The sequence below is a fragment of the Streptomyces sp. NPDC091280 genome (genome assembly GCF_044768565.1).
Lineage (GTDB): Bacteria > Actinomycetota > Actinomycetes > Streptomycetales > Streptomycetaceae > Streptomyces.
On record NZ_JBIVUZ010000001.1, the window covers coordinates 375,298 to 399,750 of the forward strand.

Annotated in this window: 21 protein-coding genes; 7 read left to right on the forward strand and 14 right to left on the reverse strand. The window is 70.1% G+C overall.

Annotation, left to right across the window (positions count from 1 at the left end):
* Positions 1-31 precede the first annotated feature (31 nt).
* Positions 32-622 (forward strand): alpha/beta hydrolase, encoded by a 591-nt coding sequence (locus ACIQPR_RS01745; RefSeq protein ID WP_403640330.1) that lies wholly within the window; start codon positions 32-34, stop codon positions 620-622.
* Positions 623-731: 109 nt separating this feature from the next.
* Here the strand turns inward: ACIQPR_RS01745 and ACIQPR_RS01750 are convergent, their stop codons facing one another.
* The 5 genes from ACIQPR_RS01750 to ACIQPR_RS01770 all read right to left on the reverse strand — a co-directional run bounded on the left by ACIQPR_RS01750 (position 732) and on the right by ACIQPR_RS01770 (position 6,572).
* A complete protein-coding gene (locus ACIQPR_RS01750; protein ID WP_403640333.1) occupies positions 732-1,880 on the reverse strand; it encodes an ABC transporter ATP-binding protein in 1,149 nt (382 codons plus the stop codon).
* The gene (locus ACIQPR_RS01755; protein ID WP_403640336.1) at positions 1,873-2,934 is read right to left on the reverse strand and encodes an ABC transporter ATP-binding protein; all 1,062 of its coding nucleotides are present in this window, start codon (positions 2,932-2,934) and stop codon (positions 1,873-1,875) included. Before ACIQPR_RS01755 ends, ACIQPR_RS01750 begins: the two co-directional genes overlap by 8 nt.
* 11 nt (positions 2,935-2,945) lie before the next feature.
* On the reverse strand, positions 2,946-3,884 hold the full coding sequence (locus ACIQPR_RS01760; RefSeq protein ID WP_403640339.1) for an ABC transporter permease: 939 nt from the start codon (positions 3,882-3,884) through the stop codon (positions 2,946-2,948).
* Positions 3,877-4,803 (reverse strand): ABC transporter permease, encoded by a 927-nt coding sequence (locus tag ACIQPR_RS01765; RefSeq protein WP_403640341.1) that lies wholly within the window; start codon positions 4,801-4,803, stop codon positions 3,877-3,879. The genes ACIQPR_RS01760 and ACIQPR_RS01765 overlap by 8 nt, the downstream gene beginning before the upstream one ends.
* Positions 4,804-4,949: 146 nt before the next feature.
* On the reverse strand, positions 4,950-6,572 hold the full coding sequence (locus ACIQPR_RS01770) for an ABC transporter substrate-binding protein (protein ID WP_403640344.1): 1,623 nt from the start codon (positions 6,570-6,572) through the stop codon (positions 4,950-4,952).
* A gap of 573 nt (positions 6,573-7,145) precedes the next feature.
* Here ACIQPR_RS01770 and ACIQPR_RS01775 point away from each other — a divergent pair.
* Entirely contained in the window at positions 7,146-7,889 is a 744-nt protein-coding gene (locus ACIQPR_RS01775) for a class I SAM-dependent methyltransferase (protein WP_403640347.1), read from the forward strand.
* 57 nt (positions 7,890-7,946) lie between these two features.
* Here the strand turns inward: ACIQPR_RS01775 and typA are convergent, their stop codons facing one another.
* The 3 genes from typA to ACIQPR_RS01790 form a co-directional block, all read right to left on the reverse strand.
* Positions 7,947-9,854 carry a translational GTPase TypA gene (gene typA / locus ACIQPR_RS01780; RefSeq protein WP_403640350.1) on the reverse strand — a complete coding sequence of 636 codons (1,908 nt, stop codon included), beginning with the start codon at positions 9,852-9,854 and terminating at the stop codon, positions 7,947-7,949.
* A 153-nt stretch (positions 9,855-10,007) separates the two neighbouring features.
* Positions 10,008-10,583 (reverse strand): hypothetical protein, encoded by a 576-nt coding sequence (locus ACIQPR_RS01785; RefSeq protein WP_403642823.1) that lies wholly within the window; start codon positions 10,581-10,583, stop codon positions 10,008-10,010.
* A 108-nt stretch (positions 10,584-10,691) separates the two neighbouring features.
* On the reverse strand, positions 10,692-12,899 hold the full coding sequence (locus ACIQPR_RS01790; protein WP_403640353.1) for an ABC transporter family substrate-binding protein: 2,208 nt from the start codon (positions 12,897-12,899) through the stop codon (positions 10,692-10,694).
* 292 nt (positions 12,900-13,191) lie between these two features.
* Between ACIQPR_RS01790 and ACIQPR_RS01795 the strand changes: the two genes are divergently transcribed.
* The 4 genes from ACIQPR_RS01795 to ACIQPR_RS01810 are packed head-to-tail and all read left to right on the forward strand — an operon-like array spanning position 13,192 to position 17,035.
* Positions 13,192-13,482 carry a hypothetical protein gene (locus tag ACIQPR_RS01795; protein WP_318018641.1) on the forward strand — a complete coding sequence of 97 codons (291 nt, stop codon included), beginning with the start codon at positions 13,192-13,194 and terminating at the stop codon, positions 13,480-13,482.
* 18 nt (positions 13,483-13,500) lie between these two features.
* Positions 13,501-14,322 carry a hypothetical protein gene (locus ACIQPR_RS01800; protein ID WP_403640356.1) on the forward strand — a complete coding sequence of 274 codons (822 nt, stop codon included), beginning with the start codon at positions 13,501-13,503 and terminating at the stop codon, positions 14,320-14,322.
* A complete protein-coding gene (locus tag ACIQPR_RS01805) occupies positions 14,322-16,265 on the forward strand; it encodes a fumarate reductase/succinate dehydrogenase flavoprotein subunit (protein ID WP_403640359.1) in 1,944 nt (647 codons plus the stop codon). Before ACIQPR_RS01800 ends, ACIQPR_RS01805 begins: the two co-directional genes overlap by 1 nt.
* Positions 16,262-17,035 (forward strand): succinate dehydrogenase/fumarate reductase iron-sulfur subunit, encoded by a 774-nt coding sequence (locus ACIQPR_RS01810; protein ID WP_403640361.1) that lies wholly within the window; start codon positions 16,262-16,264, stop codon positions 17,033-17,035. Before ACIQPR_RS01805 ends, ACIQPR_RS01810 begins: the two co-directional genes overlap by 4 nt.
* On the opposite strand, the gene ACIQPR_RS01815 is transcribed toward ACIQPR_RS01810, so the two are convergent.
* Positions 17,016-17,327: a hypothetical protein gene (locus tag ACIQPR_RS01815; RefSeq protein ID WP_403640363.1), complete on the reverse strand. Its 312-nt coding sequence runs from the start codon at positions 17,325-17,327 to the stop codon at positions 17,016-17,018. The two genes, ACIQPR_RS01810 and ACIQPR_RS01815, sit on opposite strands and share 20 nt — an antisense overlap.
* A gap of 89 nt (positions 17,328-17,416) precedes the next feature.
* Entirely contained in the window at positions 17,417-18,547 is a 1,131-nt protein-coding gene (locus ACIQPR_RS01820; RefSeq protein WP_403640365.1) for a hypothetical protein, read from the reverse strand.
* Positions 18,548-18,773: 226 nt separating this feature from the next.
* On the opposite strand from ACIQPR_RS01820, the gene ACIQPR_RS01825 reads away from it, so the two are divergent.
* Entirely contained in the window at positions 18,774-20,303 is a 1,530-nt protein-coding gene (locus ACIQPR_RS01825; protein WP_403642826.1) for a hypothetical protein, read from the forward strand.
* Here ACIQPR_RS01825 and ACIQPR_RS01830 read toward each other — a convergent pair.
* The 4 genes from ACIQPR_RS01830 to ACIQPR_RS01845 all read right to left on the reverse strand — a co-directional run bounded on the left by ACIQPR_RS01830 (position 20,290) and on the right by ACIQPR_RS01845 (position 24,432).
* The gene (locus ACIQPR_RS01830; protein WP_403640368.1) at positions 20,290-22,956 is read right to left on the reverse strand and encodes a SpoIIE family protein phosphatase; all 2,667 of its coding nucleotides are present in this window, start codon (positions 22,954-22,956) and stop codon (positions 20,290-20,292) included. The two genes, ACIQPR_RS01825 and ACIQPR_RS01830, sit on opposite strands and share 14 nt — an antisense overlap.
* A gap of 272 nt (positions 22,957-23,228) precedes the next feature.
* Positions 23,229-23,636: an ATP-binding protein gene (locus tag ACIQPR_RS01835; RefSeq protein WP_403640371.1), complete on the reverse strand. Its 408-nt coding sequence runs from the start codon at positions 23,634-23,636 to the stop codon at positions 23,229-23,231.
* Between the two features lie 143 nt (positions 23,637-23,779).
* Positions 23,780-24,217, reverse strand: coding sequence for a (deoxy)nucleoside triphosphate pyrophosphohydrolase (locus tag ACIQPR_RS01840; protein ID WP_403640374.1), 438 nt, complete (start codon positions 24,215-24,217; stop codon positions 23,780-23,782).
* 23 nt (positions 24,218-24,240) lie between these two features.
* Complete coding sequence (locus tag ACIQPR_RS01845; protein ID WP_403640377.1) at positions 24,241-24,432, reverse strand: SPOR domain-containing protein; 192 nt, start codon at positions 24,430-24,432, stop codon at positions 24,241-24,243.
* Positions 24,433-24,453: the final 21 nt, after the last annotated feature.

The window sequence follows — 24,453 nt, forward strand, 5'->3', positions numbered from 1 at the left end:
CCCGTACGGGCCGACCAACTAGGGTGCCGCCATGTCTGATCCCTCCCCCTTCACCGCCCCCACCCGCTTCGACGGGGCGCCCGACCGGGTCGCTGTCGTCGTTCCGGGCGTCGGGTACTCGCCCGCCAGACCGCTGCTGCACTTCGCTCGTGAGGTGCTGATCCAGCACGGGTGGACGGTCCAGGAGCTGTGGTGGCGGGTCCCGGACGACTTCTCGCGGTTCACCGTGGACGACCGGATCTCCTGGGTGGAGCGGCAGGTCACCCGGGCCGTGGACGCCGAGGCGGGGGCCTGTCGCCTGCTCGTCGGCAAGTCCCTGGGCTCACTCGCCTGCGGTCTCGCGGCGGATCGGGACATCGCGGCGGCGTGGCTCACCCCGCTCCTGACCGTCGGCCATGTGGCCCGTTCCCTTCGGCGGGCCGAAGCGCCGACGCTGCTCGTCGGCGGGAGCGCGGACCCGCAGTGGGATGCGCGGGTCGCCGAGTCCCTGCGCCACGGCGTCCTGGAGGTTCCCTCGGCGGACCACTCGCTGGAACTCGCGGGCGACGCCACGGGATCCGTCGACGTACTGCGGCAGGTCGTCGCCCGGCTCGACCAGTTCGTCGGCTCGCTCCGTCCCTAGGCGGTGTCGCCGCCGAGCGGGCGGGGCCCGCACCGGTGGGGGTACGACGACGGGGGCGCCGGGAACCAAGCTGGTTCCCGGCGCCCCCGCGAGACACACCGCGGACGGCTCAGGCCGCGTGCACCACGTCCTTGACCTCGGCGAAGTGGCACGCCGAGTCGTGGGCCGCCGGAGTGTCGGAGCCCTTGAAGCGCTCCGGGATCGCCAGCAGGGGCTCCTCCTGGGCGCACTTGTCCTGGGCCTTCCAGCAACGGGTGCGGAAGCGGCAGCCGGACGGCGGGTTGGCCGGGGAGGGCACGTCACCGGTGAGGATGATCCGGTCGCGGTGCTCGCGGGCCTCCGGGTCCGGCACGGGTACGGCCGACAGCAGCGCCTGGGTGTAGGGGTGCGTCGGGTACTCGTAGATCTGCTCGTCGGTGCCGATCTCGGCCATCCTGCCGAGGTACATCACGCCCACCCGGTCCGAGATGTGCCGGACGATGGACAGGTCGTGCGCGATGAAGATGTAGGACAGGTTGAACTCGTCCTGGAGTCGCGCCATCAGGTTGATGACCTGTGCCTGCACCGACACGTCGAGCGCGGAGACCGGCTCGTCGCAGATGATGACCTCGGGGTTGAGCGCGAGGCCGCGGGCGATGCCGATGCGCTGGCGCTGGCCGCCCGAGAACTGGTGCGGGTAGCGGTTGATGTACTCCGGGTTGAGACCCACGACGTCCAGGAGGTCCATCACCTTGCGGCGACGGTCACCTTTCGGTGCCACCTCGGGGTGGATGTCGAAGGGCTCGCCGATGATGTCGCCCACCGTCATACGGGGGTTGAGCGAGGTGTACGGGTCCTGGAAGATCATCTGGATGTTCCGGCGGACGGCCTTGAGGGCCCTGCCGGACAGCCGGGTGATGTCCTGGCCCTTGTAGAAGACCTCGCCCGCCGTCGCCGTCTCCAGGCTCATCAGGAGCTTGGCGACCGTCGACTTGCCGCAGCCGGACTCGCCCACGATGCCCAGGGTCTCGCCCTGGTGCAGGTCGAAGGAGACACCGTCGACGGCCTTCACCGCGCCGATCTGGCGTTTTATCACGATCCCCTGAGTGAGCGGGAAGTGCTTGACGAGGTTGCGCACCTGAAGGATCGGTTCGCCCCGCTCGACGTTCGCGTCGAGAGCGGCGACCGCCTCCTCCTCCGAGTGCACCTGCGCCACCTCGACCTCGGAGACGTGGGGCGTCGCGTCCTGGGGCCCGTCGGCCTTGGCCGGGTCAGCCATGGATCGTCTCCTTCCAGAAGTGGCACGCGCTGGCGCGGCCGGGCAGTTCCGTACCGTCCGCCTCGGTCACCGGGACCAGCGGCGGGAACTCCGTACGGCAGATGTCCTGCGCCTTGTCGCAGCGCGGGTTGAAGGCACAACCCTGGGGCACCTTCAGCAGGTTGGGCGGCAGGCCCTGGATCGCGTAGAGCTCCTGGCCCTTCTGGTCCAGGCGCGGGATGGAGTCCAGCAGACCCCGGGTGTAGGGGTGCGCCGGGCGCTTGTACAGCTCGTGCACCGGTGCCGTCTCCACGATGCGGCCCGCGTACATCACCGCGATCTTGTCGGCGACGTCCGCGACCACACCGAGGTCGTGGGTGATGAGGATGAGCCCCATCCGGTACTCGCGCTGCAACTCCGCGAGCAGGTCCATGACCTGGGCCTGCACCGTCACGTCGAGGGCCGTGGTCGGCTCGTCGGCGATGATCAGGTCCGGCTCCAGGGCGAGCGCCATCGCGATCATGATGCGCTGGCGCATACCGCCGGAGAACTGGTGCGGGTAGTCGTTCACCCGCGCCGCGGCGGCCGGGATCTTCACCCGGTCCATCAGCTCGATGGACTTGGCCTTGGCGTCCTTGCGGGACATTCCCTGGTGCACCCGGAACATCTCGCCGAGCTGGAAGCCCACGCTGAGCACGGGGTTGAGCGAGGAGAGCGCGTCCTGGAAGATCATCGCGATCCGGGCGCCGCGCAGCTTGCGCCGCTCCTCCGCGCCCATGGTCAGCATGTCCTGGCCGTAGAAGCGGATCTCCCCCTGCGGGATCCGGGCCGGCGGCATGTCCAGGATGCCCATGATCGCCTGCGCGGTCACGGACTTGCCGGAGCCGGACTCGCCGAGCACGGCGAGCGTCTCTCCGGAGTCGACGGTGTAGTTGACACCGTTGACGGCCTTGACCACACCCTCGCGGGTCTTGAACTCGACGTGCAGATCGCGCACTTCGAGCAGTGGGCCGGTCTTGTCGTGGTCGCCGGGGCGCTGGGCCGGAACGGCGTCCGTCGGGTCGATGATGGTCACGTACGCCTCCCTCAGCGCATCTTGGGATCGAAGGCGTCGCGCACCACGTCGCCGAGCATGATGAAGGCCAGGACCGTGATGCTCAGGGCACCGGCCGGGAACATCAGCGCGTGCGGCGAGGTCAGGAACCTGTCCTGGGCGTCACTGATCATCACGCCCCAGGAGATGTTGGGGTACTGGATGCCGATGCCCAGGTAGGACAGTGCGGCCTCGGCGCTGATGTACACACCGAGGTTCATGGTGGTGATGACGATGACGGGGGCGAGCGTGTTCGGCAGGATGTGCCGGAACGCGATGCGCCACGATCCCGCGCCCAGTGCCCGCGCGGCCGTCACGTAGTCGTTGTACTTGTTGGCGATGACCTCGCCGCGCATGATCCGGAAGACCTGCGGCCAGCCGAGGATCGCCATGATGAACGACACCGACCAGACGTCGCCGCCGCCCCAGATCGACATGATCAGCAGACCGCCGATGATCAGCGGCAGACCCGCGAACACCTCGGTGACCCGGGACAGCAGCGCGTCGGCCCAGCCGCCGATGAGACCGGCGAGCATGCCCACCAGACCACCGATCAGCGTGGTGACGGTGGTGGTCACGACACCGACGACGACCGAGTTGCGGGCGCCGTAGACGGTCCGCGTGTAGATGTCGCAGCCCTGTACGTCGTAGCCGAAGAGGTGCCCGGAGGAGGGCCCGTTCATCGAGTTCTGCAACTGGCAGAAGCCGTCGGAGAACGGGGAGCGCGCCGTGAACAGGCTGGGCGCGACGGCCAGCGCGAGCAGCAGCAGGATGATCAACGAGGTCACGATGAACAGGGGCCGCTTGCGCAGATCCGCCCAGCCGTCCCTGAGCAGGCTCGCCTGCCGGGCCGCCGCCTTCTCCTCCGCCTCGATCTCCTTGGCGATGGCGGCCTCGTCGGTGGTGGGCCTTTCTATCGTCTTCTCACTCATAACGGATCCTCGGGTCGAGCACGGCGTACAGCAGGTCTACGAGGAGGTTGGCGACCAGGTAGATCAGTACCAGGAGGGTCACCAGACCGACCACGACGGGCCGCTCGCGCAGATAGACGGACTGGGCCAACTGGCCGCCGATGCCGGGCATGTTGAACACGCGCTCGGTGATGATGGCGCCGCCCATGAGAGCGCCCAGGTCGAAGCCAAGGAAGGTGACGACCGGGATCAGGGAGTTGCGCATGGCGTGCACGCCGATGACCCGCCGCGTGGGCAGGCCCTTGGCTATCGCCGTACGGACGTAGTCGGCACGGACCGACTCCATCATGCTCGTGCGGACGAGTCGGGCGATGTACGCCATCGACGTCGAGGCGAGCACGACGGCCGGGAGGATGTAGCTCTGCGGCCAGCCGTGCTCGATGCCGGCGACCGGTGTGATCTTGAGGTTCACACCGAACTCCAGCTGTAGCACGGAGCCGAGCACGAAGACCGGGATCGAGATCAGGACCAGCGTCGAGACCAGCACGACGTTGTCGATGAACTTGCCCTTCTTCAGGGCGGAGAAGATACCGGCGATGATCCCGATCACGGCTTCGAGAGCGAAGGACGTCAGGCCCAGCTTCACCGTGACGGGGAACCGCTCGGAGACGATGTCGGAGATGGCCCGCCCGTTGTAGGTCTCACCGAGGTCACCGGTGAGCACACCGCTGATGTAGTGCCAGTACTGCTGGTACAGCGGCTCGTTGAGGTGGTAGTGCGCGCGCAGGATCGCCGCGATGTTGGGGTCGGCGCGCTTGTCGCCGGCCAGGGCCTGGATCGGATCGCCGGGCAGAGCGAAGACCAGGCAGAAAATGATGAACGTGACGCCTATGACCACAGGGATCACCTGTAGGAGGCGGCGCGCGACGTATCGGCCCATGGGTGCTCCAGAGGGGGGTGCTCGACCCGACCGCGGCCGGGGGGAGGGCACGGTCGGACGGTAGACGGCAGCAGAGGTGAGCAGGGGAAGGCTATTCCTCCCCCTGCTCACCCCGTACTGCTGTGTCAGAACTGCTCAGAACCGGTTCAGCTGAGCTTGACCGTGTCCCACAGGATCTGGTGACCGGCGATCTTCATCGACTTGATCTTGTCGCTGTAGCCGGCGTTCAGCGTGTAGAAGTACACCGGGATGTACGGCAGGTCCTTGAGCAGGACGTCGTCCGCGGCCTGGTACTTCTTGATGGCGTCCTCGTGCGTCGGGGCCTGGTCGCCCTCGACGAGCAGCTTCTCGAACGTCTCGTTCGTGTAGCCCGAGTAGTTGGAGCCGTTGGCGATGGCGTCCTTCGAGAAGATCGGACGGAGGTAGTCCTCCATGTCCGGGTAGTCCATGCTCCACGCCATGCGGAACGCGCCCTGGTACTTCTTGGCGTCCAGGTCGTTCAGGATGGTCTGGAACTGCTCGAACGGCTTGGCCGTCACCTTGATGCCGAGGGCCTGCTGGATCTGGTTCGAGACGGCCTCGACCCACTCCTTGTGGCCGCCGTCCGCGTTGTAGCCGATCTCCAGCGTGTTGCCCGGCAGACCACCGCTCTGCTTGTAGAGCTCCTTGGCCTTGGTCGGGTTGTACGTGCAGGCCTCACCACAGGCGCCCTTGCGGTAGCCGTCGATGATGGGGCTGATGTAGTCGTCCGCGGGCGTACGGGCGCCGAGGAAGATCTTCGACGAGATCGTCGCGCGGTCGATCGACATCGAGATGGCCTTGCGGAGGTCCGCGTTCTGGAAGGCCTTGTTGTACTTGATCGGGAAGCCGATGTAACCGACGGCCGAGTCGGCCTCGTCGATGTAACGGCCGTCCAGGTCCTTGTGGTACGTCGGCAGGCCCGAGGTCGGGATCGTCAGCAGGCTGTCGAGGTTGCCGGCGACGAGGTCCTTGTACGCGGTGTCGACGTTCGAGTAGATCTTGAAGTTGACACCCTTGACCTCGATCTTCGAGGCGTCCGGGTACTTGGCGTACTTCGTGGTGTCGATCTCTTGGTTGTGCTTGAACTTGCCCTTCATCTCGAAGGGCCCGTTGCCGATCGGAGCCTCGCCGAAGCCCTTCGGGTCCTTGAAGAACACCTTGGGCAGGGGCACGAACGCGGTGAAGGAGAGCTGCGAGGGGAAGGCCGAGAACGCGCCGTCCAGGGTGACCTGGAGCGTGCTGTCGTCGACCACCTTGAGACCGGACAGCTTGTCGGTCTTGGGCGTCTTGCCCTCACCCGGGTTGAGGTCCGCGTAGCCGGCGATGTGGCTGAACAGCGGGTTGGTCTGCTGGGCGTTGGTCTGGTTCGCGCCGTAGTTCCACGCGTCGGCGAAGGACTGGGCGGTCACCTTCTCGCCGTTGTGGAAGGTGTAGCCGGACTTGAGCTTGATCGTCCAAACCTTGTTGTCCTTGGACTCGATCGACTCGGCCATGGCGTTGACGACCTTGTTGTCGGCGTCAAGCCTGGTCAGCCCGGTGAACAGGGCGTTGATGACCTGTCCGCCCTCGGTCTCGTACGTGTTGCTCGGAACCAGGCTGTTCTGCGGCTCGCCGATCTCCACCGAGATGACGCCGTTGCCCTTGCTGCCGCCGGAGCTGTTGTCGTCACCGCCGCCGCCACAGGCCGTTGCGCCCAACGCCACAACTGCGGCTATCGCAACCCACTTGGCGCTCTTGGCACCACGCATGGGGGCTCCTCCTCATGAGTCCAATGGTTCATCACCTGGGAGAGCGCATGACACATCACCGTCACCGGTGCCTGAAAAGGTCAAGTGCTCCCCGCGCTCGATGAGTCGCCGCCAACAGCGAGTGACCCGTGATCCGAGCTCTACGCGCCTAACTATCTGCCATGACGGGTGACCGAGCCACATTCACAAGGTCTCGGTTCGATCACACCTCGCGCGTACATCTTCCAAAATCCGGACAAAGGGTTTGGTGAAAGATCCCTGCGAAACGGACTTGTTACATATTTATCGGGCTTGAATGTCCGCATGCCGAACGCGGAGCGCGTGAAAATCCAGTTGCGGTTCAGCGACCGCTGTGCAGTCGACACGCCCGCAGGTCCGGGGCCTTCAACGGCAGCGGACAGGGCATGGACAGGATCACGCCAACGGAAGAGTAGTGCGGATCGGTCGGCCTGTACGGATTCCTGACCAGGACGAGGGATAACCCTTTATCGGGCCCTCCTCCGCAGTTGAGAACCCGTCAAGAATGCGGGTTCTCCCGCCGTGCGGTTTCGCCGGATGTGACAGGCTGAATCCGTGGTGGATCGGTCATTCGGGGACATGTCCCTCGCCGCGTTGTACGACGGCCTCAATCCATGGGGTCCGGGCGACGACTTCTGCCTGGACCTGGTGATGTCCGCGCGGGCCGTGCTCGATGTCGGCTGCGGTACCGGGACGTTGCTGCACCGGGCCCGCGCCAAGGGACACGGCGGGCGGTTGACGGGAGTCGATCCCGCCGCCGCCATGCTCGTTCAGGCCCGTCGGCGCGAGCCCGGTGTCGAGTGGGTGCTCGGCGAGCTGCGGACCACGGCCTGGCACGGCGCGTTCGATCTCGTGGTGATGACCGGGCACGCCTTCCAAGTCCTGGTCCGGGACGAGGAGTTGCGCGTGGCGCTGCGGGCCGTACGGGAGGCGCTCGCGCCCGGCGGACGGTTCGTGTTCGAGACCCGCAACCCGGCGGCCCGCGCCTGGGAGACCTGGACGCCCGACCGGGTGCGCCGGCTCACCGACCCGGACGGCGGTGTCGTACGGGTGTGGCACGAGGTCGAGACGGTGTCGGCCGGGGCGGACCGGGTGACGTTCACCGAGACCTTCGCGGGCGGGCGCTGGGCCCGTCCCCAGGTCAGCCGGTCGACCCTGCGCTTCCTGGACCCCGCCGCCCTGTCGGGGTTCCTCGCCGGGGCCGGGCTGACGGTCGCCGAGCAGTACGGCGACTGGGAGCGCGGACCGCTCACCCCCGCGAGCCCCGAGATCGTCACCGTGGCCCGACCCACGCACTGAGCCCGGACACCCCCAAGTAGCGGGCGTCCGGGCTCAGTTGGGCCGTAGCGGCGGGCGTCAGCCGTGCTTGGCGCGGCTCGCCGAGCGACCGCGCTCCTTCTGGTCGAGGACGACCTTGCGGATGCGGACGGCCTCCGGGGTCACCTCGACGCACTCGTCGTCGCGGCAGAACTCCAGGGACTGCTCCAGGGAGAGCTTGCGCGGCGGCACGATCGCCTCGAAGGAGTCGGCGGCGGCCGAGCGCATGTTGGTGAGCTTCTTCTCCTTGGTGATGTTCACGTCCATGTCGTCGGCGCGCGAGTTCTCGCCGACGATCATGCCCTCGTACACCTCGGTGCCGGGGTCGGTGAACAGCACACCGCGCTCCTGGAGGTTCGTCATCGCGAAGGCGGTGACGGCACCGGCGCGGTCGGCGACCAGCGAACCGTTGTTACGGGTCGTCAGCACACCGAACCACGGCTCGTGGCCCTCGTGGATGGAGTGGGCGATGCCCGTGCCGCGCGTACCGGTCAGGAACTCGGTGCGGAAGCCGATGAGACCGCGCGAGGGGACGACGAACTCCAGGCGGACCCAACCGGAGCCGTGGTTGGACATGTTGTCCATCCGGCCCTTGCGGACACCCATGAGCTGCGTGACCGCGCCCATGTGCTCCTCGGGCACGTCGATCGTCATGCGCTCGACCGGCTCGTGCACCTTGCCGTCGATGATCTGCGTGACGACCTGCGGCTTGCCGATGGTCAGCTCGAAGCCCTCGCGGCGCATCTGCTCGACCAGGATGGCCAGCGCCAGCTCACCGCGACCCTGCACCTCCCAGGCGTCCGGGCGCTCGGTGTCGAGCACGCGCAGCGAGACGTTGCCGATCAGCTCGCGGTCCAGGCGGTCCTTGACCTGACGGGCCGTCACCTTGCGGTCCTTGACGGCCGACTTGGCCTGGGCGCCCTTGCCGGTGCCGCCGCGGCCGACCAGCGGCGAGGTGTTCGTACCGATGGTCATGGAGATCGCCGGCTCGTCGACCGTGATGAGCGGCAGCGCGATCGGGTTCTCGGTGTCGGCGAGGGTCTCGCCGATCATGATGTCCGGGATACCGGCCACGGCGCAGATGTCACCGGGGCCCGCCATCTCGGCCGGCTTGCGGGTGAGCGCCTCGGTCATCAGCAGCTCGGTGATGCGCACGTTGGACATGGTGCCGTCGCGCTTGATCCAGGTGACGGTCTGGCCCTTGCGCAGCTCGCCCTGCTCGACGCGGAGCAGCGCGATACGGCCGAGGAAGTTGTCCGCGTCCAGGTTGGTGACGTGCGCCTGGAGCGGGGCCTCCTCGTCGTACTGGGGGGCCGGGACGTGCGAGAGGATCGTGGAGAAGAAGGGCTCCAGGTTGTCGCTGTCCTGCGGGACGGTGCCGTCCTCGGGCTTGGTCAGCGAGGCCACGCCGTCGCGCGCGCACGCGTAGACGATCGGGAACTCGATCTGCTCCTCGTCCGCGTCCAGGTCCAGGAACAGGTCGTAGGTCTCGTTGACGACCTCTTCGATCCGGGAGTCCGGGCGGTCCGTCTTGTTGATGCAGAGGATGACGGGCAGCCGCTGCTGGAGCGCCTTGCGCAGCACGAAGCGGGTCTGCGGCAGCGGGCCCTCGGAGGCGTCGACGAGCAGCACCACCGCGTCCACCATCGACAGACCGCGCTCGACCTCGCCACCGAAGTCGGCGTGGCCCGGGGTGTCGATGATGTTGATGGTGATGACGTCGCCGCCATCCTTCGGGTGGTACTTGACGGCCGTGTTCTTGGCCAGGATCGTGATGCCCTTCTCACGCTCCAGATCGTTCGAGTCCATCATGCGGTCGTCGAGCGATTCGGCGGCGTGCGCGGCGAAGGCACCGGCCTGCTTCAGCATGGCGTCGACGAGGGTCGTCTTCCCGTGGTCGACGTGGGCGACGATGGCGACGTTGCGGATGTCGTGGCGCGTGGCCATATTGCGGCGTACTCCCGGAGAGTGAGGAAGGCCTGCGCGTACGTCTGTGTTACGCGGACCCTGCCGGGCTGGACACGCCACGGCCTTACCCCATCGTACGTGGCGTACGGGGACGGGGCCTCCGCAGGGCCTTACGGGTGGCGGCGGGAGCGGTCAGGCGCCCCTCGCGGCGGCCGATCCGGCGGGGCACAGCCTGACCGCGGCGACCTCGCCCGCGGCACTCCGGGAGGCCTCGGAACAGGGCAGGAACCCGCCGCCGTAGCTGTCCCAGGTGCGCACGTGACCGCGCACGGGCGGGTTCAGCCCGCAGGTGTAAGTGAAGTCGGCCTCAATCAGGTCGAGCGACTCCCAGGTGTAGTAGGGCTGCCGGGGGCCCACGATCTCGTCGAAGAAGTCCGTCTCCCCCTGCCCCGCCGTGTCGGCCGGCCCGGCGAGCGGGTCCTCCGTGCCGAGGTGGGCGCGCAGCGCCCTGATCACACGGGCGGGGCCGACGCCCCGGGGCGGGTGGGTCACGGTGGGGCGGTAGACGGTGTCGGAGACGGGTTCGATGACGCCCTGGTAGCCGCCGTCGGCGTACGTGATCCTGTCGGGCAGCCCGGTCAGCCGCTCGACGTGCCGGACGCCGGACCACGCGTAGGTCCCGTGCGCGCAGATCGTGGCGGCCCCGGCGGCGGACCGCCCGCCGTCGGTGGCCACGGCGCCGCAGCCGGCCGCGCCCAGCATCACCATCGCGGCCACCACCGCGCTCCGCCCCCGCACAACCCCACCCCCCGTACGACAGCCGCCGCCCCGCATGACCTGCGGGACGGCGGCCGTGCTCGTCGTGTTCGCGCGATGCTAGCCCTTGGACGGGCTCGCCGAGGGGTGGGCCCCCTTCTTCAGGAAGCCCATGTCCTCGTAGACCGGGGTCTGGAAGCCGAAGGAGCCGGCGTTGACGACGGTCCTGCGGGCGGCGGTGAGCTGGGGGCGCTGGTAGAGGGGGATGGAGCCGGCCGCCGCCCAGATGCGGGCGTCGGCCTTGCGGACCAGGGCGGCGGACTCGTCCTCGTCGAGGGTGGAGGCGGCCTGGTCGAAGAGCTGGTCGACCTGGTCGGTGCCGACGCGGGTGTAGTTCTGCTCGACGTTGAGGGAACCGTCCGCGGCCGGGACCGGCTTGGCGAAGATCGGGCGGGCGTCGGTGGCGGGGAAGGCGGACGCGGGCCAGGAGTAGAGCGCGAGGTCGTACTCGCCGGACGCGATGTGGTCCTTGAAGTAGCTGTCGTCGGAGACCTTGGTGATCTCGGTGCGGATGCCGACCTTCGCCAGCATCCGGGAGATGCTGTCGGCGACCGCGCTCAGCGACTCCGAGCCGGTCCCGGAGGGGAGCACGAAGCGGAGCGTGAGCGGCTTGCCGTCCTTGGCAAGGGTGCCGGTCCGCGCGCCCGCCGGGGCGGCCGTGCCCTTCGGGGCGTACGCGCCGGGCGCCCCGCCCTGCTTCACCTTGCGGCCGTCGTACTGCTTGCCGTCGGCGAGGTGCTTGGAGCCCTCGTCGCCGTGCTCGTGCTTCTTGGTGTGGTCCTGGGAGTCCTTGTTGTCCTCGCCGACGATGTACTGCCCGTCGGACCCGCCCTCGGACGCGGTCTCGTCGTCGGCCTTCTTGCTCTTCTTCCCCTCGGCGCCGGCCGCCTTCCCGCCCTTCTCCTTGACCGGTCCGCCGGCCACCCAGCCGGCGTCGGTGAGCAGCGCCTGCGCCTCCGTGGTGTCGTGGTCGCCGAGCGCCCCGCTGTTGTCGGCGTACGCGGTCTGGCCGGCCAGCGCGAGGTGGCTGCCGACCGGCACGGCGGGCAGGCCGAGCGGGGTGAGGACGATCTTGGCGAGCGCCTCCCGGTCGAGCGCGCGGGCCACCGCGCGCCGGACGCGCTCGTCGGCGAGGGGGCCCTCGGAGCCGTTCAGGGCGAGCTGGGTGTAGGCGGGCTCGAAGGAGCGGCGGACGGTGAAGGCGCGCAACTCGTCCTGCTGGCGCAGGTACTTGGCGAGGGCCTTGCGCTCCTTCTTGCCGAGCTTCTTCTCCTTGGGGCTCTCGCCCTTGTTCTCGCTCTTGTTCTCGCTCTTGTTCTCGTCCTTGCCCTCCGTGCCGCCGGTGGCGCTCGCGCTCGCGCCCTGGAGCGGGGTGCCGGTGCCCCTGGCCCGGTCCGCGAGCGCGATCCGGCTCGCGTCGGCGGGGTCGACCGTGGCGAGGTCGACGGTGCCGTCGGCGAGCGCGGCGGCCCGCTTGTCCAGCGGTACGGCGGTCAGCACCAGCTGGGAGAGCTTCGCGGGCCGGCCCCACCAGTGCGGGTTGCGGGCGAGGACGATCTCCTTGTCCTTGCGGTCGACCTTCTGTACCGCGAAGGCGCCGGCGGTGACCTTCAGCTTGCGGCGGGCGCCGTCGTTGAAGGCGTCCGGGGTGCCCATGACGTCCTTGGGGTACAGCGGTGAGAACAGTGACTTCCAGTCGGCGTAGGGCCTGCTGAAGGTGACCTTGACCTCAAGGTTGTTGGCGCCGCGCTCGATCTTCTCGATGCGGTCGTAGCCGGCGTTGCGGGCGGTCCAGTACGCGGAGTCCTTGCCGGACAGGGCGCGCCACTGGGCGGCGAAGTCGGCGGCGCCGATCTCGCGGCCGTCGCTCCACACGGCCTGCTGGGCGAGCTTGTAGAGGACGACCTGCTTGGGCGAGGTGTCGACGACCTTCGCGGACTCCAGGTAGTCGGCGTCGCGCTGCGGGCGGCCCTGCGCGTCGAGCCGGAACATGGCGGGCAGCACGGCCTGGGCGACGCGGGTGGTGGCGTCGTCGGCGTCCGACTGGAAGGCGTTGAGGGTCTCGGGCACGTCGTCGACGGCCCAGCGCAGGGTGCCGCCGTCGGCGACCAGGTCACGGCCGACGGGCGCGATGTCCTGTGCGGCCAGCGGCTTGCCCGACTCGTCGTCGGAGCCGCACCCCGACAGGAGGGGCACCGCGAGCGCGCCCGCGGTGAGGAAGGCGACCGAGCGCATGACCGCGCGCAGTCCGACGCCGTCGTGGGACATCACTGCTACCTCCGGTAAGCCGCGGGCTTCTGATCGCTTTTGGTGGTATTTGGAGCTGATCAGATCTATGCGGCCACTGAAGAGGAAACGGTTCGGCCTGACGGGACGACACGTCGAGGGGCGCCGGGAAGCCCACCCGTGCGGCGCAATGTTCGAATCTGCCCCCGTACACACCAACGCACCCCGGCCAATCCGTGCACACCGCTTCCCACCGGCCGGTGTGGCGCGCAACACTCGCAGGCGCATGAACGTTGCCGTCCAGGGTCGACACCCGCGGAAGCGAGGTCACGTCATGTCCGTGCACGACGAACTGACATCAGTCCAGCGCTGTCTCGAAGACCTGTTCAGGTCGGTGGGACGGCTGGAACAGCAATTCGGCAGCGGCGGCCTGGAAATGCGCAGGGTCAAGGCCGACGCCGACCGGCTGCGCGAGAGCGTCGCACTGCTGCGCGACGCCGCACCAGGGATCGAGCGCCCCCGGCGCCCCGATCTCGTCCCCATCTCCGACACCCCCTACGACAACACCCTGTGGACGGATACGGACGACGAAGGACTCGGCGCCCATCACCGCCACGCACCCTGAACCGACCGGAGTCCTGACTTGGCCACTGGTACGGAACCCCATCCGAACAGCGGCGGCGTACGCACCGGTACGCGCGCCGCCATCGACGCCCCACATCTGCGGACCGACCGCTGGTGGCTGGCCCCCGCCGTCACCGCCGCCGGACTGCTCGCCTTCGTCGTCTACTCGACCTGGCGGGCCTTCGCGGACTCGAACTACTACTCGGCGCCCTACGTCTCGCCGTTCTACTCGCCCTGTCTGGCCGAGCGCTGCCGGACGATGCACGCGGGCCCCAACGCCGACCTCTTCGGGAGCTGGTGGGGCATCTCCCCAGCCATCATCATCCTGATCTTCCCGCTCGGCTTCCGCCTGACCTGCTACTACTACCGCAAGGCCTACTACCGCGGCTTCTGGGCATCGCCCCCGGCCTGCGCGGTGGCCGAGCCGCACAAGAAGTACTCCGGCGAGACCCGCTTCCCCCTCATCCTCCAGAACGTCCACCGGTACTTCTTCTACGCGGCGCTCCTGGTGGCGGGCACGCTCACCTACGACACCGTGCTGACCTTCCGCGACGAGCACTACCACTGGGGCCACATGGGCCTGGGCACCCTCGTCTTCCTGGTCAACATCGTGCTGATCTGGGCCTACACCCTCTCCTGCCACTCCTGCCGGCACATCGTCGGCGGCAAGCTCAAGCACTTCTCGAAACATCCCGTGCGCTACCGGGCCTGGCAGTTCGTCGGGAAACTGAACAACCGTCATATGCAGCTCGCCTGGGCGTCGTTGATCAGCGTGGCGCTCGCGGACTTCTACGTGTACCTGGTCGCCTCCGGCGCTTTCAACGATCCGAGGTTCTTCTGATGTCCGTGGTCGAGCGACAGGAGTGGGACGTCGTCGTGGTCGGCGCCGGCGGCGCGGGCCTGCGGGCCGCCATCGAGGCACGCGAACGCGGTGCCCGTACGGCGGTGATCTGCAAGTCGCTGTTCGGCAAGGCCCACACGGTGATGGCCGAGGGCGGCATCGCGGCGGCGATGGGCAACGTCAACTCCGGCGACAACTGGCAGGTCCACTTCCGCGACACCCTGCGCGGCGGCAAGTTCCTCAACCAGTGGCGCATGTCGGAGCTGCACGCGAAGGAAGCCCCGGACCGCGTCTGGGAGTTGGAGACCTGGGGCGCCCTCTTCGACCGCACCCAGGACGGCCGGATCTCGCAGCGCAACTTCGGCGGCCACGAGTACCCGCGCCTCGCCCACGTCGGCGACCGCACGGGACTTGAGCTGATCCGCACGCTCCAGCAGAAGATCGTCTCCCTCCAGCAGGAGGACAAGAAGGAGACCGGCGACTACGAGTCCCGCCTGAAGGTCTATCAGGAATGCACCGTGACACGGGTGTTGAAGGACGGCAGCCGGGTCTCCGGGGTCTTCGCCTACGAGCGCGAGACGGGCCGCTTCCTCGTCCTGGAAGCGCCCTCCGTGGTGATCGCGACCGGCGGCATCGGCAAGTCCTTCAAGGTGACGTCCAACTCCTGGGAGTACACGGGCGACGGCCACGCGCTGGCCCTGCTGGCGGGCGCGCCCCTCCTCAACATGGAGTTCGTGCAGTTCCACCCGACGGGCATGGTCTGGCCGCCGTCCGTGAAGGGCATCCTCGTCACGGAATCCGTCCGCGGGGACGGCGGAGTCCTGCGCAACTCCGACGGCAAACGCTTCATGTTCGACTACATCCCGGACGTCTTCAAGGAGAAGTACGCCGAGTCGGAGGCCGAGGGCGACCGCTGGTACGAGGACCCGGACCACAACCGCCGGCCACCGGAGTTGCTGCCGCGTGACGAGGTCGCCCGCGCCATCAACTCCGAGGTGAAGGCGGGCCGCGGCTCACCCCACGGCGGAGTCTTCCTCGACGTGTCGACCCGTATGCCGGCGGACGTGATCCGGCGCCGACTCCCCTCCATGTACCACCAGTTCAAGGAACTGGCCGACGTCGACATCACGGCGGAGCCGATGGAGGTCGGCCCCACCTGCCACTACGTGATGGGCGGCATCGCCGTCGACTCGGACACAGCGGCGGCCCGCGGGGTACAGGGACTGTTCGCGGCCGGCGAGGTGGCCGGCGGAATGCACGGCTCCAACCGGCTGGGCGGCAACTCCCTCTCCGACCTGCTGGTGTTCGGCCGCCGGGCGGGCTGGCACGCGGCGGACCACGCGGCCGACCTGGCGGACCGCCGCCCGCCGGTCGACGACACCGAGGTGGACCTCGCGGCGGCGGAGGCCCTGCGCCCCTTCTCCGCCGAGGGCCCCGAACCCGGCAAGGAGAACGGCCGCCCATCGGAGAACCCGTACACCCTCCACCAGGAACTCCAGCAGACCATGAACGACCTCGTCGGCATCATCCGCCGCGAGGCCGAGATGGAACAGGCACTGGAGAAACTCGCCGACCTGCGCGTACGGGCTCGCCGCGCCGGAGTGGAGGGCCACCGCCAGTTCAACCCCGGCTGGCACCTCGCACTCGACCTCCGCAACATGCTGCTGGTCAGCGAATGCGTGGCCCGGGCCGCGCTGGAGCGCACCGAGTCGCGCGGCGGACACACCCGCGAGGACCACCCCGGCATGAACCGGGACTGGCGCCGCGTCAACCTGATCTGCCGGCTCACCGATCCCACGGGCGCCTCGGGAGCGACGGACCCGGTGTCCGCCCAGATCGACCTGACCCGCGAGACGACCGACCCCATCCGCGCCGACCTGCTCGCCCTCTTCGAGAAGGAAGAGCTGGTCAAGTACCTTGCCGAAGAGGAGCTGTACGAGTGAGCAGCAGCTACGAGGCCCGCTTCAAGGTGTGGCGCGGCGACGTCGAGGGCGGCGGTCTGGAGGACTTCGCGGTCGAGGTCAACGACGGTGAGGTGGTGCTCGACATCATTCACCGGATCCAGGCCACGCAGGCCTCCGACCTCGCCGTGCGGTGGAACTGCAAGGCGGGCAAGTGTGGTTCGTGCTCGGCGGAGATCAACGGCCGGCCCCGGCTGATGTGCATGACCCGCATGTCGGTGTTCACCCGCGAGGAGACGATCACGGTCACTCCGCTGCGCGCCTTCCCGGTGGTCCGCGACCTCGTCACGGACGTGGGCTTCAACTACCAGAAGGCCAGGGAGGTTCCGGCGTTCGTACCGCCCGCGGGGGTCGCGCCCGGCGAGTACCGGATGATGCAGGAGGACGTCGACCGCTCGCAGGAGTTCCGCAAGTGCATCGAGTGCTTCCTGTGCCAGGACACCTGCCATGTGGTCCGTGACCACGAGGAGAACAAGCCGGCGTTCGCCGGTCCCCGATTCCTCATGCGGGTCGCGGAGTTGGACATGCACCCGCTGGACGCGGCGGCGGACTCCGGCCTGGACCGCAAGAAGACCGCGCAGGACGAACACGGCCTGGGCTACTGCAACATCACCAAGTGCTGCACCGAGGTCTGCCCCGAGGGCATCCACATCACGGACAACGCGCTGATCCCCCTGAAGGAAAGGGCGGTCGACCGGAAGTACGACCCGCTGGTGTGGCTGGGCTCGAAGATCAGGAGGCGTTCTTCGTAGGGTGGCGCGGGTGCGCGGGGCGCTGGGCGCGCCACTGGAGCAGGAAGCCGAGCAGGATCAGGGCGAGCGCCGTCGCCCCGCCCACGCCGTCCAGTCCCCGCGAGCCCGCCCACCAGCGCATGCTCATCCCCGTACCGATGCCCAGCGCCGCGATCAGCGTGCCGTATCCCCACAGCTCCGGCCGTACGACCCTGCCTCGTGTCGTCGGCGGCGTCCAGCCGGTCGTCACCGCGACGACTCCGATCACCGCCGCCACCAGCCAGACCGCCGCGGCCAGCCCCGTGAACACCATCGCGCACCCCCGTCGGACTCACCGAATCACCGCATCATCGCACCTCCACCGGTGAACCGCACGTGTCTGTAAGGCAGTTGAACGCCGGCTCAGCGCACCCAGCCCGCCCGGTACGCCGTCCAGTCCGCCTCCGTCGCGGCGAAGTCGACGTACAGGGCGACACCGAAGTTCGCGCGGTCCGCGTCGGTGCGGGACAGGCCCAGGCGTACGCCCCGGACGGCGGCGGGGACGGTCTCGGCGGCACCCCGGTGGCCGAAGCGGTTCTCGTGGAAGAAGGGCAGGCCCATGAGGAGGTCGGTGGAGTCGGGGGTGACCTCCAGGGCGAGCGAGGTCTGCTGGGCGACGTAGCCGCCGTAGAGGCTCTTCAGGGGCTGCATGGTGTCGTACGACATCACGGCGATCTGGTCGACGCGGCGGGCGACCTGGCCGAAGTAGGCCTGCGACCACCACTTGGGGTGGTTGGTGAGGGTGCCCCAGACGGAGTGGAAGCCGGGGAGCGGGTCGATCTGGTGGGCGGCGACGGAGAGCAGGGCGTGATCGGCCCGGGTGACCTCGTGGAGTCGGTCGAGGAGGTCGAGGTAGTCGCGGTCGCCGGAGTGCAGGGGTTCCAGGTCGAAGTGGGCGCCGTCGAAGCCGGCGGCGAGGATCTGCCGGGTGGAGGCGACGATCGCGGTACGGGTCGCCGCGCGCCCCAGCCGCAGGCCGTCCGGGCTCTCGGTGGCGAGCTTGTCGCCCAGCCAGGCCTGGACCCGCACCCCGGGGAGCGCGCGGTGGACCGCGTCGATCAGCCATGCGGCCCGTGGGTAGTCGGACTCCGGCAGGGTGCCGTCGTGCTCCAGGGGCCCCGAATGGACGTACAGGTCCCGGATGCCGGTGCCCTTCAGGCGGCGGGCCAGCGCGGCGACGTCCGCGTCGCTCTTCCGCCCGTCCACCCAGGCGTGGCCCAGCCAGATCGCGTCCTGGTTCCTGGTGCGGGTGCCGTCCGCGGGGTCCCCGGTGTAGTTCACCCGCAGGGCGATCTCCGCCGCGAGGGTGGGGAGGAGCAGGAGGAGGACGAGCGCCAGAGCGGTACGGCGGGTCCGGCGGATCCACTTCCTCCTGCGGCCGGTGCTGCTCGGCGCGTCGGCGCCCGCAGTTCCGGCGACGGTCTTGTCGGCGTTTTCTTCGGTGGCTCCGGGACCCTCGTCCCGCCCCGTGCCCGTTCCCCCTGCTCGGCCCATCCCCGCGTCTTCCCTCCCGTAGGCGCACCCCGCACCCCGCCCGTCCCCGGCACCCCCCGCGTCCCGTTCCCGGTCGCGCGCCCGCATTGCTGCTCATACGCTCCGAAATGTGACGTCATCCCTGATACGCGGCCGGCCGCGACGCGCGGACTCGCACATATCCGTGCGGGTGGCACACGCCGTGCTGGGCGGGGCGGCCGGGGTCGTATGGCTGGTGCTGCCGGTGATGACGATCAACGCGGAGGTTCCGGTTGCGGCCACCCCGGCCGGTTCCGCCGCCGCCCGGCCCGGACAGGACACCGTGGCCGTCGCCGTCGCCGGACAGGACGCCGACGACTCGGCCTCCGCCGCGGACCTCGTGCTGCCGCTCGTCGCGGTCGGCGGCGTGGGCATCCTCGCGGGGTACGGGTATGTACGGCGCACCCGCAGGGCCCGCACCCGTACGACTCCCGGAGCGGCGTCCCCCGTCCTACCGCCCTCGGTGTCGCCCCGGCCCCCCACCACCCCGCTGCCCGTCCTGGAGCGCCAGGCCGGTGCCGCGCTCGTCCAGGCCGACGACTGCGTCCGCGCCGGCCGGAGCGAACTCGCCTTCGCCGAGGCCCGGTTCGGGGCGACGGCCGTCGAACCCTTCGCGCTCGCGCTGCGGGAGGCCGAGCGGGAACTGTCCGCCGCGTTCGCGATACGGCTGCGCTACGGCCAGGGGTTCCCCGAAGAGGAGGCGGCCCGGCGGCACGCGCTCGCCGGTGTGGTCGGGCGGTGTGCCGAGGCCGGGCGGCGACTGGATGCCGTGGCCCCCGGGTTCGATCAACTCCGGGCGCTGGAACGGGACATGAGCGGGGCGCTGGAGATCGCGGAGGGCCGGTTCCGCGAACTCACCGGCCGTACGGGGGCCGTGGAGTCCGCGCTCGCCGAGCTCCACGCGCGCTATCCGGCCCCGGCCACCGCCCCCGTCACCGGCTACGTCGAACAGGCCAAGGACCGGCTGGTGTTCGCCACGACCCATCTCAACCAGGCCCGCCAGGCGGCGGACTTGGGGCGGACCGGGCAGGCGGTACGCGAACTGCGCGCCGCCGAGGGCGCGATCGGCCAGGCCGACACCCTCCTGGGCGCGGTCGACCGGCTCGCCGACTCCCTGGCCGGGGCCGCCGACCTGGTCCCGGCCGCGCTCACCGGCGCCGAGGCGGGACGGGCCGGGCGGTCCGGACCGCCCGGGGCGACCGGGGCGACCGCTGACCTCGACGCCGTCCTCGCCGCCGTACGGGAGGAGTTGACCGGTGGCCGTCCCTACGACCCGCTCGCCGCGCTGCGGAGCGTCGTGCGGGCCGTGGCGGCGCTCGGCGCCGGGCCGGACGGGGTGCTCGGCACCGCCGCGTGGCTCGTCGGCCGGAGTGACGTCCGCGCGGCGGACGACTTCGTGGCGACCCACCGGGGCGCGGTCGGCGCCGGGGCCCGCACCCTCCTGGCGGAGGCGCGACGCCTCCTCGGCACCGATCCCGGCGCGGCCGGCGAACTCGCGCTGCGGGCCCGGGAGTCGGCCGAACAGGACGTCCGCGTCCACGGCAACCCGTACTCCGGCCCCGCCGAACACACGGCCGGGGCCGTCCTCGGCGGAGTCCTGCTGGGCGAGGACCCGGACGGCGGCCCCCCACCCGCCTTCGGCGGCCCGGACACCCGCAAGCGCGGCGAACCCGGGCAATCAGCGGAACCCGACCCGGACGAACCCGGCTCCGACTCCGGTTCCGTCAGAACAGACTGAGCAGCGCCTCCGCCGGGTCCACCATCCCGGTCTCCCCGTCCGGGAGCGGGAGTTCGAACCACACCGTCTTGCCTCGCGGGGTCCGGCGGGAGCCCCAGGCGGCGGACAGGAGGCCGACCAGCTGGAGGCCTCGGCCGCCCTCGTCCGTGTCCCGGGCGCGGCGACGGCGGGGCTGGACCAGGCCCGCGTCCCAGACCTCGCACACCAGGGTGCGGTCCAGCAGCAGCCGTAGCCGGATCTCCCCCTCGCCGTAGCGGAGCGCGTTCGTCACCAGTTCGCTGACCAGCAACTCCGTGGTGTCGATGAGGGGTTCGAGGTCCCAGGACTGGAGGCGGGCGCGGGCGTACTCGCGGGCGCGGCCCACGCTGCGCGGCTCGCGGGGCAGGGTCCAGTCGCCGACGGAGTCCTCCGGCAGGCCCTGGACGCGGGCCATGAGCAGGGCGATGTCGTCCTCGCCGTGGTGGGTGTCGAGGGTGTTGAGGACGTGGTCGCAGACGTCCTCAAGGTCGCGGTGGGTCTCGGCGTTGAGTGCCGCCGCGGTGGCCGGACGGCCGTCGTGCGGCGGGCGGTTCGGGTCGGTCAGGGCGCCCACGAAGGCCTGGAGGCCCTCGTCGAGAGGGTGGTCGCGGGATTCGACCAGGCCGTCCGTGTAGAGCGCCAGCAGCGCGCCCTCGGGCAGTTCGACCTCCACCTCCTCGAAGGGCTCGCCGCCGACGCCGAGCGGCATGCCGGGCGGGACGTCGAGCATCAGCGCGGGCTCGCCGGGTTCCACCAGGACCGGCGGGAGATGGCCCGCGTTGGCGAAGGTGCACCGCCTGGTCACCGAGTCGTAGACGGCGTAGACGCAGGTCGCGAGGTACACCTCGGAGAGGTCGGCCTCGCGGGGGCGGCGGGCGGACCGGGTGGCCTGCTGGACGCCGCCGGGTGTGCCGAGTCCGCGCGCGATCTCGTCCAACGCGGACAGCACCTCGGCCGGTTCCAGATCCAGCAGCGCCAACGTCCGTACCGCTGTGCGCAGTTCGCCCATCGCGACCGCCGCGCGCAGGCCGCGGCCCATCACGTCGCCCACGACCAACGCGGTGCGGTGGCCGGGGAGTTCGATGACGTCGAACCAGTCGCCGCCGACCTCCGTCGCCGCGTTCCCGGGCAGATAGCGGCAGGCGATGTCGAGGCCGGAGGCCTCCGGGTCGCCCGGCGGGAGGAGGGAGCGTTGCAGTATCAACGCCCGTTCGTGCTCACGCCGGTACAGGCGGGCGTTGTCGATGCAGACGGCGGCCCGCGCCGCCATCTCCACCGCGAGGGCCCGGTCCCGGTCGCCGAACGGCTCGCTGCCCTTGGTCCGGGCGAACTGCACGAGTCCTACGACGGTGTCGTGGGCGACCATCGGCACGGCCAGCGTGGACTGGACGGGGCCGCCCTCCTCGGCGGGGACGTACTGCGGGCGGGCGGTGCGCAGGGCGTCGGCGCAGGGCGAGTTGAAGGGGTAGTGGTGGACGGCGTTGACGGCGACGGGTGCGCCGCCGCCGACGAAGGGGGCGTCGGAGACCGCGCTGGCGAAGGCCACCCGGCGCACCTCCGCGCTGCCGTCGGCCCGGCCGGGCGGGGTCTCGTCGCCGGCCAGGAGGCCCTGGTAGAGGTCGACGGTCGCCAGGTCGCAGAAGCCGGGGACGACGATGTCGAGGAGTTCGCGGGCGGTGGTCTCCAGGTCGAGGGAGTTCCCGATGCGGGCGCCGACCTCGTTGAGAAGGGCGAGATTGCGCCGCGCGGAGGCGGCCTCGCGGGCGGCGGCGCGGCGCGCGGTGACGTCGGTTCCGAGCCAGGCGATGCCGATGGGGCGTCCGCTGCCGCTGTGCACGCGGTAGAGGTTGATGGACCAGTGCCGGCGTTCCTCGGAGCCGGGCACGACCCCGGAGACGTGCATGTCCGTTATCGCGTTGCCGGTCTCCAGGACCCGGCGCAGGGTCGCGGTGACCCGCTCGGCCTCGGGGCTCTGGAGGTAGTCCTGGACGCTTCTGCCGCGGTGGTCGTCGGGGGTGCCGCCGAAGGTGTTGGCGATCTGCTGGTTGGCGCGCCGGACCCGCAGGTCGGGGTCGATCAGCAGGAAACCGAAGGGAGATTGACCGAATATCGACTGTGAGGCGGCGAGATCGGTCTCGATCCGGCGCAGGATCCGGACATCGACGACGATGCAGACGGCGGCCCGCTCGCCCTCCTCGGTCCGGGTCGGCATCACATAGACCTCGGCGAGGCCCTCCTTGGCGGGATCGCCCTCGGCGCTCTCGGGCACCCGGAAGGGCACCACGCCGGTCCACTCCCGGCCGTCCAGGATCTCGGCCATCTTCCGCTGGCCGTGTTCCCGCAGGGCGGGGTCGACGAACGCCTCGATGGGGTCCATGCCGACCGCGTTCTCCGTGGAGATGCCGAAGAGCTGTTCGGCCCGCAGGCTCCACTGGTCGACGAGTCCGTCGGGGCCGATGGAGAAGGAGGCGACCTTGATGTAGTCGTAGATCGATCCGGGCGGACTGCTCTGCCACATGGCGTCGCCGACGGACATGGCGTCGGCGGAGGGCACGTCGGCGAAGCCCACGGCATCCGCCCTCGCGCCGCCCGACGGGTCCTCGGACTCCGTGGCCTTCGCTGGTATCTCGCTCACGCGAACCGTCCCCTCCAGCTCACCGCGTCCGGCACCGGTCACCGGGGGCGGCTGCCCGCAGTATCCAGCACTACGGCGCCCCACAACACGGTGTTCACGATCACAGGACAATCCCGATGCATTTCGGACCGTCCCGCGACAACACTCCCAGTCTTCTAACCAGCGGACACACGGTCGAACCACCCCGGTCGACAACCGTCACAGGCCTTGACCAATCGATGGACAGCGCTGTCCGGTCCGTACAGGAGCGGGCGCGCGTGCGACGGCCCGGTTCACTCCGGGACAGCGAGTTCGAACCACACCGTCTTGCCGGTCTCCCCGGGCCGGGTGCCCCAGCGGACGCAGGCGCCGGCGACCAGCTGGAGGCCGCGTCCGCTCTCGTCCTCGGGGCGGGCGACGCGCTCGCGGGGCGGGTCGGGGAGCGGGTCGGAGACCTCGACCAGCAGGACACCGCCGGGGCGGGCGGGGCGGACCAGGCGGACCCCGATGGGGCCCGTGGCGTGCCGCAGCGCGTTGGTCACCAGTTCGCTGACCAGCAGCGCCGCGATGTCGGCGAGGGCGGCGAGGTCCCAGTCGCGCAGTTGACCGCGGACGGCCGAGCGCGCGGTGCGGACGGCTCCGGGGTCGGCGGGAAAGGTCCACTCGGCGCGGTCGCCTTCGGTGTCGATCAAGCCGATCACATCCCGGGCCGGCCCAGCACACCCATGTCCGATTTCATGGGGTTAATGGGCACATACCCGATATCGAGGGCCGGGTACCGCTCCGGAGGGCGCACTGTGGCACGAACGGCGTACACCGGGCCCGCCGCGCTCCGCCCGCCGCTTCAAGAGGCGTCCAGCACGCCCGGCTCACGCGGGCCCGCGCCGAGCCGCGCGAGCGCCTCCCGTACGGCGGGCACGTCCTGGTCGAGCCAGTCGACGGTCCAGACGTCCGCGGGGGCGAGCCAGCGCAGTTCGTCGTGGTCCTGGAGGGGACGCGGGCGGGGCGAAGCAGGGAGCAGCCGGGCCGTCCAGACCTTCAGGACGTACGGCGGCCTCAGCGGCCACTCCCCCGGGACGCGGGCGACGGTCTCGGCCTCGACGCCCAGTTCCTCACGGAGTTCGCGGACGAGCGCGGCCTCGGGGTGCTCGCCGGGCTCCACCTTGCCGCCGGGGAGTTCCCAGCGTCCGGCCAGTTCGGGGGGTGCGCTGCGGCGCGCGGCGAGCAGCCGGTGGCCGCCGTCGAACAGGGCGGCTCCGACCACCACGATCCGTGTCGTCATGCGCCGGAGCCTACGGGGTGCGGTCAGTTGCGGGAGGCGTCGCCGTTCTGCCCGATCCGCTCGACCCAGTAGAGCTGCTTGTGCTTGCGGTCGTCGAGGCTGTCCGCGATCTTCTGGGCCTCGGCACGGGTGGCGTACCGGCCCACGCGGTAGCGATTGCCGCTGTCGTCCTGCCGTATCACGAGCCAGGGAAGAGTGATCGTGCCGTCGTTCATCGCGCCCCTCCGGATCCCGCT

Excerpts from the sequence above, each read along its gene's own strand:
- ACIQPR_RS01770 (WP_403640344.1), bottom strand. The coding sequence starts at position 6,572 with ATGCGTGGTGCCAAGAGCGCCAAGTGGGTTGCGATAGCCGCAGTTGTG.
- ACIQPR_RS01825 (WP_403642826.1), top strand. The coding sequence starts at position 18,774 with ATGACGATCAACGCGGAGGTTCCGGTTGCGGCCACCCCGGCCGGTTCC.
- ACIQPR_RS01845 (WP_403640377.1), bottom strand. The coding sequence starts at position 24,432 with ATGAACGACGGCACGATCACTCTTCCCTGGCTCGTGATACGGCAGGAC.
- ACIQPR_RS01785 (WP_403642823.1), bottom strand. The coding sequence starts at position 10,583 with ATGGTGATGCTGGGCGCGGCCGGCTGCGGCGCCGTGGCCACCGACGGC.
- ACIQPR_RS01745 (WP_403640330.1), top strand. The coding sequence starts at position 32 with ATGTCTGATCCCTCCCCCTTCACCGCCCCCACCCGCTTCGACGGGGCG.
- ACIQPR_RS01790 (WP_403640353.1), bottom strand. The coding sequence starts at position 12,899 with ATGTCCCACGACGGCGTCGGACTGCGCGCGGTCATGCGCTCGGTCGCC.
- ACIQPR_RS01840 (WP_403640374.1), bottom strand. The coding sequence starts at position 24,217 with ATGACGACACGGATCGTGGTGGTCGGAGCCGCCCTGTTCGACGGCGGC.
- ACIQPR_RS01765 (WP_403640341.1), bottom strand. The coding sequence starts at position 4,803 with ATGGGCCGATACGTCGCGCGCCGCCTCCTACAGGTGATCCCTGTGGTC.
- ACIQPR_RS01795 (WP_318018641.1), top strand. The coding sequence starts at position 13,192 with ATGTCCGTGCACGACGAACTGACATCAGTCCAGCGCTGTCTCGAAGAC.
- ACIQPR_RS01760 (WP_403640339.1), bottom strand. The coding sequence starts at position 3,884 with ATGAGTGAGAAGACGATAGAAAGGCCCACCACCGACGAGGCCGCCATC.
- ACIQPR_RS01820 (WP_403640365.1), bottom strand. The coding sequence starts at position 18,547 with ATGGGCCGAGCAGGGGGAACGGGCACGGGGCGGGACGAGGGTCCCGGA.
- ACIQPR_RS01815 (WP_403640363.1), bottom strand. The coding sequence starts at position 17,327 with ATGGTGTTCACGGGGCTGGCCGCGGCGGTCTGGCTGGTGGCGGCGGTG.
- ACIQPR_RS01750 (WP_403640333.1), bottom strand. The coding sequence starts at position 1,880 with ATGGCTGACCCGGCCAAGGCCGACGGGCCCCAGGACGCGACGCCCCAC.
- typA (WP_403640350.1), bottom strand. The coding sequence starts at position 9,854 with ATGGCCACGCGCCACGACATCCGCAACGTCGCCATCGTCGCCCACGTC.
- ACIQPR_RS01805 (WP_403640359.1), top strand. The coding sequence starts at position 14,322 with ATGTCCGTGGTCGAGCGACAGGAGTGGGACGTCGTCGTGGTCGGCGCC.